General features: G+C 69.2%; 9 protein-coding genes. 4 read left to right on the top strand and 5 right to left on the bottom strand.

Annotated elements, in window-relative coordinates; genetic code table 11:
- Positions 1-48 precede the first annotated feature (48 nt).
- The 3 genes from ACKY0X_RS20975 to ACKY0X_RS20965 are packed head-to-tail and all read right to left on the bottom strand — an operon-like array spanning position 49 to position 3,276.
- The gene (locus tag ACKY0X_RS20975) at positions 49-1,338 is read right to left on the bottom strand and encodes a PucR family transcriptional regulator (RefSeq protein ID WP_409427553.1); all 1,290 of its coding nucleotides are present in this window, start codon (positions 1,336-1,338) and stop codon (positions 49-51) included.
- 13 nt (positions 1,339-1,351) lie between these two features.
- Positions 1,352-2,059 carry a type 1 glutamine amidotransferase gene (locus ACKY0X_RS20970; RefSeq protein WP_409427552.1) on the bottom strand — a complete coding sequence of 236 codons (708 nt, stop codon included), beginning with the start codon at positions 2,057-2,059 and terminating at the stop codon, positions 1,352-1,354.
- Positions 2,056-3,276 carry a MurT ligase domain-containing protein gene (locus ACKY0X_RS20965; RefSeq protein ID WP_409427551.1) on the bottom strand — a complete coding sequence of 407 codons (1,221 nt, stop codon included), beginning with the start codon at positions 3,274-3,276 and terminating at the stop codon, positions 2,056-2,058. Before ACKY0X_RS20965 ends, ACKY0X_RS20970 begins: the two co-directional genes overlap by 4 nt.
- Positions 3,277-3,406: 130 nt before the next feature.
- Here ACKY0X_RS20965 and ACKY0X_RS20960 point away from each other — a divergent pair, with 130 nt between their 5' ends.
- Positions 3,407-4,405 (top strand): DEDDh family exonuclease, encoded by a 999-nt coding sequence (locus tag ACKY0X_RS20960; protein WP_409427550.1) that lies wholly within the window; start codon positions 3,407-3,409, stop codon positions 4,403-4,405.
- A gap of 213 nt (positions 4,406-4,618) precedes the next feature.
- Positions 4,619-5,620 carry an alpha/beta hydrolase fold domain-containing protein gene (locus ACKY0X_RS20955; protein WP_409429726.1) on the top strand — a complete coding sequence of 334 codons (1,002 nt, stop codon included), beginning with the start codon at positions 4,619-4,621 and terminating at the stop codon, positions 5,618-5,620.
- On the opposite strand, the gene ACKY0X_RS20950 is transcribed toward ACKY0X_RS20955, so the two are convergent.
- The gene (locus tag ACKY0X_RS20950; RefSeq protein ID WP_409427549.1) at positions 5,602-7,431 is read right to left on the bottom strand and encodes a sigma-54-dependent Fis family transcriptional regulator; all 1,830 of its coding nucleotides are present in this window, start codon (positions 7,429-7,431) and stop codon (positions 5,602-5,604) included. The two genes, ACKY0X_RS20955 and ACKY0X_RS20950, sit on opposite strands and share 19 nt — an antisense overlap.
- Positions 7,432-7,469: 38 nt before the next feature.
- A complete protein-coding gene (gene leuA / locus ACKY0X_RS20945; protein ID WP_409427548.1) occupies positions 7,470-9,344 on the bottom strand; it encodes a 2-isopropylmalate synthase in 1,875 nt (624 codons plus the stop codon).
- Positions 9,345-9,625: 281 nt separating this feature from the next.
- Here leuA and ACKY0X_RS20940 point away from each other — a divergent pair, with 281 nt between their 5' ends.
- Together ACKY0X_RS20940 and ACKY0X_RS20935 are read left to right on the top strand one after the other, a co-directional pair.
- On the top strand, positions 9,626-10,891 hold the full coding sequence (locus ACKY0X_RS20940; protein ID WP_046282719.1) for an aspartate kinase: 1,266 nt from the start codon (positions 9,626-9,628) through the stop codon (positions 10,889-10,891).
- On the top strand, positions 10,892-11,929 hold the full coding sequence (locus ACKY0X_RS20935) for an aspartate-semialdehyde dehydrogenase (protein WP_409427547.1): 1,038 nt from the start codon (positions 10,892-10,894) through the stop codon (positions 11,927-11,929).
- The last annotated feature ends 2 nt before the right edge of the window (positions 11,930-11,931 follow it).

The following is an 11,931-nucleotide window of genomic DNA, read 5'->3' as shown; positions in this document are numbered from 1 at the left end:
TAGCGCCGCGGCCTCGCCGCTCGTCCCGCGCGGCCGTAATTCGGCCGGCTATTCGTCCCCGGAAGACAACACGGCAGCGCCGTACCACTGACACAGCAGCAGGGCGATCTCGACGTCCAGGCGATCGTCGGTGATCGGGCGGCCGCGGCGCTCGACCGCGCGCTGCACCCGGTACTTCATGGTGTTGACATGGAAATGGAGTTGCTCGCCGGCCGCCTTGAAGCTGGATCCGGTGCGCAGGAACACCCGCAGGGTGTCGCGCAGCCGGCCGTCGCTCTCGGTCGCGTAGGCCAGCGGGCCGAGCACCTCGGCGACCCAGGCCCGCGCGGCGGTCAGGTTGTCCCCGCCGAGTAGCGCCGCCGCGGCCAGTCCGGGGTCGCCGGCCGCACTGACCCGGTTCGCGGTTGCGCCGGAGGCCACCGCCAGGGCGTGGGCCGCCAGGGCCTGCTGGTGCGATCGGCGGAAACCCTCGACGCCGGGCAGCGGATCGCCGATCGCCACCCACGGTTCACCTTCCGCGGCGAGCGAGCAGGCGCGGATCTGTTCCACCACATCGTCTCCGGCTCCCGAGGGCAGCGGAAGCCACGCCCACCCGCACGCGCTGTCGGCGGGGACGAACAGCGGTGCCCCGTGCACCGGCAGCGACTCGGCGAGGTGCTTGATAAAACCCTCCGCGGCGGCCAGTCGGTCGCCGGCCGAATCGGGATACCACACCACGATCCCGGCATGGGTGCGCCGCAGCGGGTAACGGATCGCGGTCGTCATCGCGTCAACATCCAGGCTATCGTCGGCCAGGATGTCGCGGACCCGCAACGCGCGCACCGCATTTCGACTCTCCAACCAGCGTTCCCGCTCGGCTTGGTAGACGGCTGAGACCTGCTGCGACATCTCGTCGATATAGCCGAACATGAGTGCCGACATGGTGCCGAGCACGCTCAGGCTCAGGTCGGGATCCAGTTCGGCGGAACGGATCTCGGCCAGCACCAATTGCAGCGCCACCGAGTGGCCCAGCCGGTAGCCACGCACCAACGCGTTGACCGGCACCCCGCGCTGCGCCAGCCGGCGGGCGTGTTCCAGGGCGACCGGCGGTGCCGCGATATCGGCCACCGGAATGTTGTGGCGGATCGCCGAGAAGTATGTGTCGACGTTCGCCGACACGGTCTCGTGCAGCAGCTGCAGCAGCGACGAGTCGCTGGTGAGGTCCGGCGACTCCTTGGCGACGAGATCCTCGATGACCCCGATGGTCTCGGCTAGGCGATCGTAGAGGCGCTGGGAGATTGCGATCGCGGCCTCGGCCACTTGGGCATCCGGGGCATCCGGGGCGCTCTGATCGGTCATGGTCCGACCGTAGTCAGACCCGCCGGGGCGCAGCCAGCCGTTCGCGGCGCAGCACGTCCACTTCCGGCAGTTCCAGGGGCGCCAGCTCGCCGACCACCTTCGACAGCAGCAGGTCGGCCAGTTCCGGGTTGCGGGCCAGGCATGGCCCGTGCAGATAGGTGGCGACGACGCTGCCCTGCACCGCACCGTCGTAGCCGTCGCCGGCCTTGTTGCCGGCGCCCTTGGTGACCGCGCTCAGCGGCGAGGCGTCCGGCCCCAGCACGGTGCCGCCGCGGTGGTTCTCGAAGCCGGTCAGGGGCGCCGACAATCCCGCCAGCAGCGGCGTGGCGACCACCTCGCCGATGGTGCGCGACTCCTGCGGAGAGGTGGTCACGTCGAGCAACCCGACCCCCTCGACTCGCTCACCGGCCGAGGTCTCATACCAGTGCCCCAGCACCTGGATGGCCGCGCAGATCGCCAGCACGGGCGCTCCCCGCGCCGCCGCGCGCTGCAAACCGGGGTGGGTGATCAGGTGCCGGGTGGCCAGTCGCTGCGCGTAGTCCTCGGCGCCGCCCAGGGTGTAAAGGTCCAAGGACTCGGGCACCGGTTCGGCCAGGGTGATCTCGACGATCTCGGCGGGAATCCCGCGCAGCAGCAGTCGCTGCCGCAGCACCACCGCATTGCCGCCGTCACCGTAGGTGCCCATCACGTCGGGCAGCACCAGCCCGATCCGCACGGTCATGCCAACCTCCGCTGCAATTGCAGGAACGCGGTGTAGTTGGCCACCACCTCGACCGGCCCGGGCGGGCAGGATGCGATCGCGGCGAGGGTGTCGTGGACCAGGGTGTGCTGCACCCCGGCGTAGCCCAGCCGCACCGCCAGGTCGGTTCCGCGCTCCCCGGCGGCCACCACATGAACACCTTCGAAGTGCTCGAAGCGCACATCCCACAGCCAGGACAGGTCTTCGCCGTCGGGCACCTGACCGTTGACGGCGATCACCACCCCGGCGGCGTGCTTGTCGACCATCGACAGCGCCTCCTGCCAGCCGGCCGGGTTCTTGGCCAGCAGCATCCGCACCGTGTGGTCGCCGACCTGCACGCTGCGGTAGCGTCCGGCCACCTCGTCGACGGCGGAGACCGCGGCCACGGCTTTGGCCGGATCGGCGCCTAGGGCCACGGCGGCGGCGACGGCCTGGGCGGCGTTGCCCCGATTGACGGTGCCGGGCAGGGCCAGCCGCATCGGTAGCACCAGCCCGTCCGGCCCGTAGAGCGAATCGTCGTCGAACCACCACTGCGGGGTGGGCCGGCTGAACTCGCTGCCGGTGGAGCGCCAGTGGTCCTCGTGGCGGTCGATCACCTCGCCGCTGCGCGGGCAACTGACCGAGTCGCCCGACCAGCCGGCGCGGGCGGCCACCCAGACCACGTTGGGGCAGTCGTAGGCGGCCGAAGTCATCAGCACGTCGTCGCAGTTGGCGACGACCACCGTCTGCGGATGGCGGGCCAGGCCGGTGCGCAGCGCGCGCTCCACGGCATTGATCTCGCCGACCCGGTCCAGCTGGTCCCGGGACAGGTTGAGCAAAACGACTACCGCGGCATTTACTGCGTCCAAGACGTGCGGGACGTGCATCTCGTCAACCTCGAGCGCCGCCAGGGGCGCGGTCCGGTCGGCGGCCAGCGCCGCCACCAGCCCGGCGTCCATATTGGCGCCCTCGGAGTTGGTGGCCACCGCGCCCAGGTCGCTCAGCGCGGCCGCGAGCATCCGGGTGGTGGTCGACTTGCCGTTGGTGCCGGTGACGATCGCGGAGCGTCGCCCAGCGCCGAGCTGACGCAGGATCGATCGGTCGAGGGCCATCGCGATCAGACCGCCGATCATCGCGCCGGCACCGCGGCCCGTCACGCGCGACGCCCACCGGGCACTCGCTCCGGCGGCCAGCGCCAGGCGTCCTCGGGCGGTGATCATGGCGGTGAGTTTAAGGCGACCGCGAGCGCGGTGCGTGCGCCGGGCGAAGCGGGTCGCCTGCGGAGGTTTAAGGCGGCGACACGGGCGGTCGCGACCCGGATCGGTCACACCGGCATGCCATCCTCGTCACATGAGTGCTCGGTGGGGCCGCCCGGCCCGCGAACCCGGCGACGGCTGGGTCGTGGTCGACGTCGAGACGTCGGGGTTTCGGCCCGGGCAGGCGCGGGTGCTCAGCGTCGCTGCGTTAGCACTGGACGCCGACGGTCGGGTGGAGCAAGCGGTATCGCACCTGGTCAACCCGGGCATCGACCCCGGGCCCACGCACGTGCACGGGCTGACCGTGGAGATGCTGGCCGGACAGCCGCAGTTCGCCGATGTCGTCGACGAGGTGGTCGCGCTGCTGCCGGGACGCACCCTGGTGGCCCACAATGTGGCATTCGACTACACGTTTCTGGCCGCCGAAGCGGAGATGGCCGGGGCGGTACTGCCCGTCGATTCGGTGATGTGCACCCTGGAGCTTGCGCGACGGTTGGACCTGGGCCTGCCCAACTTGCGGTTGCAGACGCTGGCCGCACATTGGGGCGTCGCCCAGACCCGCGCGCACGACGCACTCGATGACGCGCGGGTGCTGGCCGGGGTGCTCGAGCCTGCGCTGCAGCGCGCCCGCGAGCGCGACGTGTGGTTGCCGGTGCGGCCGGTGACCCGGCGGCGTTGGCCCAACGGGCGGATCACCCACGAGGAGCTGCGGCCGCTGAAGGCGCTGGCGTCGCGGATGCCGTGCGCCTACCTCAACCCGGGCCGCTACGTGCGGGGACGCCCGCTGGTGCAGGGCATGCGGGTGGCGTTGTCGGCGGAGTGCACCCGCACCCATGAGGAGCTCGTCGAACGCATTCTGCACGCCGGGCTGGCCTACAGTGACGTCGTCGACGCCCACACGTCACTGGTGATCTGCAACGAGGACCGCCCTGAGCAGGGCAAGGGCTACCTGGCGCGCGAGCTGGGCGTGCCGATGGTCTCCGACTCCGACTTCATGGCGTATGTCGGCGGGATCGGCGGCGTCGTCGGAGGCACCGGCATCGAGGAATTCGTCGACACCGGGGTCGCCGGAGATCAGATCTCGCTGTTCTAGGGGCTCTCCCGGCGCGTTGAGTGTCCCAATTTGGGACATCGACAGGTGAACGGCTAACGCCATGCTGTTAACCGTGACGAAACATTTGGCGTCATCGGCGGTCCAGCGATGACCACCGCTGTGCGCGAAGACCGGGTAACCGCCGACGTGACCCCGCTGCTGGGCCGGGCTCGTCGAGGCGCGTCGACCCCGGGTCGCCGGCGGGATTCTGCGATGCCGGACGAGGTCGTGGAGAACGGTCCCAGCCTCGCCGGCCAACTCGTCGGGCTCGCCGCCCGCCTCAGCATCTGGCCCATCCTGGCCATCGGCAGTCAGCTGCCGAAGGCGCCATGGCCCTGGGGCCTGGTGGACCACGCTGCCCGGGTCGTCCCCTCCGCCCCGGGCAGCGTTCGCCACACGATTCGGTTGCCGCACTGCACGGCACGGTTGGTCCGCGCCGCCGGCGTGCTGCCGGCGGATGGCACCGGGCGCGTCGTGCTGTACCTGCACGGTGGCGCCTTCTTGACGTGTGGCGTCAACACCCACGACCGGCTGATCACCACGCTGTCGAAGTACGCGGACAGCCCCGCGTTGGCGGTCAACTACCGCAAGATCCCCACCCACTCGATCGGGGCGGCGATCGACGACTGCTATGAGGGCTATCAGTGGCTGCGTCGTCAGGGATATGCGCCGGACCAGATCGTGGTGGCCGGTGACTCCGCCGGCGGCTACCTGGCTCTCGCGCTGGCCCGACGGCTCCTGGATGAGGCCGAGCAACCCGCGGCCCTGGTCTGCTTGTCGCCGCTGACCCAGATCGCCAAGGCATCTCGGCGTACGCACTCCAACAGCGGCACCGATGCGATGTTCCCGGCCAAGGCCTTCGACGCGCTGGTCGAGCTGGTCACTCATGCCACCGCGCGCCGCACCGACGGCACGCGCGAGGAGGTCTTCGAACCACTGGATCACATTGAACCCGGGATGTGCCCCACCCTGATCCACGTCTCCGGCTCCGAGGTCATGTTGCAGGACGCCAAGCTGGTTGCGCAGAGCTTGGCCGGTGTCGGCGTCCCGGTCCAGCTGCGGGTGTGGCCGGGCCAGATGCACGTGTTTCAGATCGCCGGCCCGATGGTGCCGGAGGCCAACCGGTCGTTGCGCCAGATCGGCCAGTACATCCGTGAGGCGACTGATTGGATGACGGTTCCCGATGCGATCGACGACTACGTGGTGATCCCGTAGGTCTTGAGCTTCCGGTACAGGCTCGACCGCGACATCCCCAGTTGCGTCGCGGCAGCCGCCCGATTGCCGCCGGCCTGTCGTAGGGCTGCGACGATCGCGTCTCGTTCGATGCCTTCGAGCTGAGTCAAGGCCCGGCGGGCGACGCTCTGGCAGTATCCGGGCAGGTCGGTGTCGGCGATCTCACCGATCTGACGCTGGCGTAGCGCATGCACCAAGGCCGCCCGCAGCTGAGTGATGTTGCCGGGCCACGGATATCGGCTGATGAGCCGGTGCGCTCCCGGGCTGAGCCGCACTTTGCGTTCCGGTGCGATCCCGCGCAGCAGGGCGGCGGCGATGCCCGGCAGATCATCGGTGCGGTATCGCAGCGGCGGCACGGTGATGGCGGCATGAAAGTGGCTCAGCAGCTCACCGAACTCCGGCGTGGATTGTGTTGAGCTCGACGGGTCCTGCGACACCGTCGCGACGACCCAGCCGGGTAAGGCGAGCGATTCGACCGCAGTGAAGTAGGCGTTCAGCGCTGCGATGCCGGCCGGGCTGGACTGATCGATGTCACGCGCGATGTGCAACGCGGGTCCACCCGGACCGCTAGGTGGTGGGCCGGCCGCACCGTGTGCCGCAAGCTGTTCGGCGTCGACGGTAATGCTGCGAGCGCCGGGATGGACCGATTGAAAAAGCTGCGTCGCCAGAGTGAACTTGCCTACTCCGGATTCGCCGACCAGCAGTACCGGCGTTTGGCTCTCCAGCGCCTCGCGTAGTTCGTCGCAGGCCCGCACCCATGCCGGGGAGCGACCGCCGGCCAGGGGTTTCTGCGAGCCGAACAGCGTGGTCAACCCGAGTGGGACAACGCCGGGCTCAGCGGCGGCCCCCGCCGATCCGGCGCGACCAGAGGTCGCCGGTTCGGCGATCACCAGCATGCCGGCGACTTCGCTACCGGCGAAGACGCGGGTTCCGCGAATGCGCACGATGCGTTGGCTGCTCGGCAGGACGACGGTGTCGCTGGCGCGTTCCCTGCGGGCCAGCAGGAACGTCGCGTGATCGCGGAGCACCTGCTGTTCCCCGGCGTCGAACATCTGCTGGGCGGCGGGGCTGGCGATCAGCAGCGCGGCACCGAAGGCGAACACCGCCGCGCGGGCCGACCGGGCCGTGACACGCAGGTAGGCGTCGAAGACGGCCTGTTGCGTCTGGCTGCGGTCCAGCAGCAGGTTGCGGCTGATCTCCTTCGCGGCGTTCTTGACCAGAACGTGCATGATGGGGTTCCACGCCTTGGTCAAGGTCGCGATTGCCACGACGCCTTCGACGCGGCCGGTGACCGGGTCGAGGATCGGGGCGCCACAGGCGGCGAAGTTCTCCAGGCTCTCGCTGTAGTGCTCCGGGCCGACGACGCTGACGGGCTGGCCCGACTCGAAGACGGTTCCGGCCCCGTTGGTGCCCACGGCCGCCTCCGAGAAGTCGAATCCGGGCGCGTACTGGACCCGGTCGAACAGGCGGGTGGCCGTCGACGAGGAGTCGATGCGTTGGACGACGCGCACCTTCCGGTCGCTCAGGCCGATGGCCAGCGGCAGGTCGGCGGCGGAGGTGTCGTCGCCCAACTGCTCCAGCACTGGACGCGCGCAGCGCGCCAACAGCGAATCGGTGTCGATCTCATCGGTGAACGTGCTGATCGGGCGGACGGCATCCACACCGGCGTCCCGGCTGCGCTCCCAGGAAGCGACAATCAGGTCGGAGACTCCCGCGACGCTTGGCCTGCCGAACTCGAGGAATGCCATCCGGTCGGCGGCAGCCCTCAGCAGCGGGTTGTCATCCCCGGACATCGCGTCACTCGCGTCATGCCTGCCCCCCGTAGGTCGCGTCAGCCGAGCCGGGCCGCCCTGTTCACCGCTGAGACCACCGCCCGCAGCGATGCGGTGGTGATCGATGGTGCGATCCCGACACCCCAGACCGTGTTGTCGCCGGCTGTGCCTTCTGCGTGCCGACCCGCTTCGCCCGGCTCCGCCGCGCTCGCGATCGTCACGCGGGCCTCCACGTACGCCGCGGCCTGGGCCTCCTCGCCGGCGCTCATCGCGTGCTCGGAGTAGTCCAGCACGTGGACCTGGACACCGACCTGGCTCAGCGCGTCGACGAACGCGGCCAGCGGGCCGTTGCCGGAGCCGGTGATCTCGGTCTCTACTCCGTCGACCAAGACGGTGGCCTCGATGCGGTCGGTGCCGTCGTCGGTCTCGGCGGCCAGCAGCTTCTGGTGCATGCGCTCCAGCGGCCGGATCGGGTTCAGGTACTCGTCGGCGAAGGCGTCCCACATCTCCTTCGGCGTGACCTCGCCGCCCTCGCCGTCGGTCAGTTGCTGGATCACCCGCGAGAACTCGATCTGCAGCCGGCGCGGCAGCACCAGGCCGTGGTCGGTCTTCATCACATACGCCACGCCGCCCTTGCCGGACTGCGAGTTGACCCGGATCACCGCTTCGTAGGTACGGCCCACGTCGCGGGGGTCGATCGGCAGGTAGGGCACCTGCCAGAGCATGTCGTCGACGTCGGAGTCGGCCGCGTCCGCATCGATCTTCATCTGGTCCAGGCCCTTGTTGATGGCGTCCTGGTGGCTGCCGGAGAACGCGGTATAGACCAGGTCGCCGCCGTAGGGGTGACGCTCGGGCACGTTCAGCTGGTTGCAGTACTCGACGGTCCGGCGGATCTCATCGATGTTGGAGAAGTCGATCTGCGGGTCCACGCCGCGGGAGAACAGGTTCAGCCCCAGCGTCACCAGGCAGACGTTGCCGGTGCGTTCGCCGTTGCCGAACAGGCAGCCCTCGATCCGGTCGGCGCCGGCCTGATAGCCCAGTTCCGCGGCGGCCACGGCGGTGCCGCGGTCGTTGTGCGGGTGCAGGCTCAGGATCACGCAGTCGCGTCGCTTCAGGTTGCGGCTCATCCACTCGATCGAGTCGGCGTAGACGTTCGGGGTCGCCATCTCCACGGTGGCCGGCAGGTTGAAGATGATCGGATTGTCCGGCGTCGGCTCGATGACGTCACCGACCGCATCGCAGACCGCCTTGGCGTACTCCAGTTCGGTTCCTGTGTAGGACTCCGGCGAGTACTCGTAGCGCCACCGGGTGTCCGGGTACTTGGCCTGCTCCGCCAGGCACTTGCGTGCCCCGGCCACCGCGATGGCCTGCACCGCCGCCTGGTCGGCGCGGAACACCACCCGGCGCTGCAGCACCGACGTCGAGTTGTAGAAGTGCACGATCACGCTCTTGGCGCCCGCGCAGGCTTCGAAGGTGCGCTCGATCAGCTCGTCGCGGCACTGGGTCAGCACCTGCAGGGTGACGTCGTCGGGCACGGCGCCCTGCTCGATGATCTCGCGGACGAAGTCGAAGTCGGTCTGGCTAGCCGACGGGAAGCCGACCTCGATCTCCTTGTAGCCCATGGCCACCAGCAGGTCGAACATGCGGCGCTTGCGGGCCGGGCTCATCGGGTCGATCAGCGCCTGGTTGCCGTCGCGCAGGTCGACCGCGCACCACAGCGGGGCGCGTTCGATGACACGGTCGGGCCAGGTGCGGTCGGCCAGCGTGACGGGTTCGACCTCATCGGCGAAGCTGCGGTACCGGTTTACCGGCATTGCCGAGCCGCGCTGCGGGTTCCAGGCGGGCTGGCCGGGGTTGGGAGGCCCCGCGGGTGTGGTGATAGCACGGGTGGACGTGAAGGCGTCCGGGTGAGAAGGGCTGGAATAGGTAGTCACGATTTTCGCTCCGGCTTGTCAGGGACTTGTCCAGTGGACTCAAGAACCGGCGCATCGGCGAAACCCGCGACGGGGAGCCGGTCCTGGTCAGACCCCGTCGCGGCGTCCGAGCAGGAGCACGCGCTGCACGTGGAGAAGCTTACACGCCGATCCAGCGGCCGCAGCGCGATGTCCTCGCACGTCCTCGCCCCGGAGGCCGAGTGAACCCGCGAAGTCCTTCCCCTATCCTTGTTGAGGTTCTTGTAGAGGCCCGATCAGTCAGATCGGCGGAAAGGACGACCGTGGCGCTCGTCGTGCAGAAATACGGCGGATCGTCGGTGGCCGACGCCGACCGGGTCCGCCGGGTCGCCGAGCGCATCGTCGAGACCAAAAGAGCTGGTAACGAGGTCGTGGTGGTCTGCTCGGCGATGGGCGACACCACCGATGACCTTCTGGACCTTGCGCAGCAGGTGTGTTCTGCTCCGCCGGCCCGTGAACTGGACATGTTGCTGACCGCTGGAGAGCGGATCTCCAACGCCCTGGTCGCGATGGCCGTCGAGGAGTTGGGCTGCAACGCCCGCTCGTTCACCGGATCGCAGGCCGGGGTCATCACCACCGGTGCGCACGGCAAGGCCAAGATCATCGACGTCACCCCGGGCCGGCTGCAGGCCGCGCTCGGCGAAGACCAGGTGGTGCTGGTCGCCGGCTTCCAGGGCGTCAGCCAGGACACCAAGGACGTCACCACCTTGGGCCGGGGCGGCTCGGACACCACCGCGGTCGCGCTGGCCGCGGCGCTGAAGGCCGACGTCTGCGAGATCTACACCGACGTCGACGGCATCTTCAGCGCCGACCCGCGCATCGTGCCCAACGCCAAGCGCCTGGACACCGTCACCTTCGAGGAGATGCTCGAACTGGCCGCGTGCGGCGCCAAGGTGCTCATGCTGCGCTGCGTGGAGTACGCCCGCCGCTACCACCTGCCCATCCACGTCCGGTCCTCCTACTCGGACAAGCCCGGCACCATCGTTTCCGGATCGATCAAGGACATCCCCATGGAAGACGCCATCCTGACCGGAGTCGCTCACGACCGCAGCGAAGCCAAGGTGACCGTGGTCGGCATCCCCGACCTGCCTGGCTACGCGGCCAAGATCTTCCGCGCCGTCGCCGACGCCGACATCAACATCGACATGGTGTTGCAGAACGTCTCGAAGATCGAGGACGGCAAGACCGACATCACCTTCACCTGCCCGCGCGACAACGGGCCGGCCGCGGTGGCCAAGTTGGAGTCGCTCAAGGGCGAGATCGGCTTTACCGAGGTCCTCTACGACGCCAAGGTGGGCAAGGTGTCGCTGATCGGCGCCGGGATGCGCAGCCACCCGGGCGTGACGGCCACCTTCTGCGAGACGCTGGCCGACAACGGGGTCAACATCGACCTGATCTCCACCTCCGAGATTCGAATCTCGGTGCTGTGCGCCGAAGATGATCTGGACAAGGCCGTCGTTTCGCTGCACGAGGCGTTCGGCCTCGGCACCGACGAGGCGGCCACGGTCTACGGCGGGACGGGGCGCTAAATGGTTTCCATCGGTGTGGTCGGTGCGACCGGCCAGGTCGGCCAGGTGATGCGCACCCTGCTGGAGGAGCGCAACTTCCCGGCCGAGCAGGTGCGGTTCTTCGCCTCGGCGCGGTCGGCCGGGCGCAAGCTGGAATTCCGCGGCGCCGAGATCGAGGTCGAGGACGCCGAGACCGCGGACCCGTCCGGGCTGGACATCGCGGTGTTCTCCGCCGGGGCGACGATGTCGCGGGTGCAGGCGCCGCGGTTCGCCGCCGCCGGGGTCACGGTGATCGACAACTCCTCGGCGTGGCGCAAGGATCCCGATGTCCCGCTGGTGGTCTCGGAGGTGAACTTCGACCGCGACGTGCGCGGGAAACAGTTGGCCAAGGGCATCATCGCCAACCCGAACTGCACCACGATGGCGGCGATGCCGGTGCTCAAGCCGCTGCACGACGAGGCCGGCCTGACCCGGCTGATCGTCTCGACCTACCAGGCGGTTTCGGGTAGCGGGCTGGCCGGCGTGCAGGAGCTGGCGACGCAGGTCCGTGCGGTCGTCGACGGCGCCGAGCAGCTGGTGCACGACGGTAGTGCGGTGGATTTCCCGGCGCCGGACAAGTACGTCGCACCGATCGCGTTCAACGTGGTCGCGCTGGCGGGCTCGCTGGTCGACGACGGCTCGGGCGAGACCGACGAGGACCAGAAGCTGCGCTACGAGAGCCGCAAGATCCTGGGTGTGCCAGAGCTTTTGGTGAGCGGCACGTGTGTTCGCGTGCCGGTGTTCACCGGGCACTCGCTGTCGATCAACGCCGAGTTCGCTCGGCCGCTGTCGCCGCAGCGGGCCGCCGAGATCCTGGCGGACGCCCCGGGTGTGACGCTGACCGACGTGCCGACTCCGTTGGCTGCCGCCGGCGCCGACGACTCGCTGGTGGGCCGAATTCGGGTTGATCCGGGTGCTCCCGACGGGCGCGGCTTGGCGCTGTTTGTCTCCGGGGACAACCTGCGTAAAGGTGCGGCGCTCAACACCATTCAGATCGCCGAGCTGTTGGCTGGATCTTAATC

It is taken from the genome of Mycobacterium sp. SMC-11, assembly GCF_046250095.1.
Lineage (GTDB): Bacteria > Actinomycetota > Actinomycetes > Mycobacteriales > Mycobacteriaceae > Mycobacterium > Mycobacterium heraklionense_A.
Note: the sequence above shows the minus strand (reverse complement) of the source record. Positions and strands in the feature narration are given on the sequence as shown.

Coding starts and splice junctions, on each gene's coding strand:
- ACKY0X_RS20975 (WP_409427553.1), bottom strand. CDS start 1,338: ATGACCGATCAGAGCGCCCCGGATGCCCCGGATGCCCAAGTGGCCGAG.
- ACKY0X_RS20970 (WP_409427552.1), bottom strand. CDS start 2,059: ATGACCGTGCGGATCGGGCTGGTGCTGCCCGACGTGATGGGCACCTAC.
- ACKY0X_RS20965 (WP_409427551.1), bottom strand. CDS start 3,276: ATGATCACCGCCCGAGGACGCCTGGCGCTGGCCGCCGGAGCGAGTGCC.
- ACKY0X_RS20960 (WP_409427550.1), top strand. CDS start 3,407: ATGAGTGCTCGGTGGGGCCGCCCGGCCCGCGAACCCGGCGACGGCTGG.
- ACKY0X_RS20955 (WP_409429726.1), top strand. CDS start 4,619: ATGCCGGACGAGGTCGTGGAGAACGGTCCCAGCCTCGCCGGCCAACTC.
- ACKY0X_RS20950 (WP_409427549.1), bottom strand. CDS start 7,431: ATGTCCGGGGATGACAACCCGCTGCTGAGGGCTGCCGCCGACCGGATG.
- ACKY0X_RS20935 (WP_409427547.1), top strand. CDS start 10,892: ATGGTTTCCATCGGTGTGGTCGGTGCGACCGGCCAGGTCGGCCAGGTG.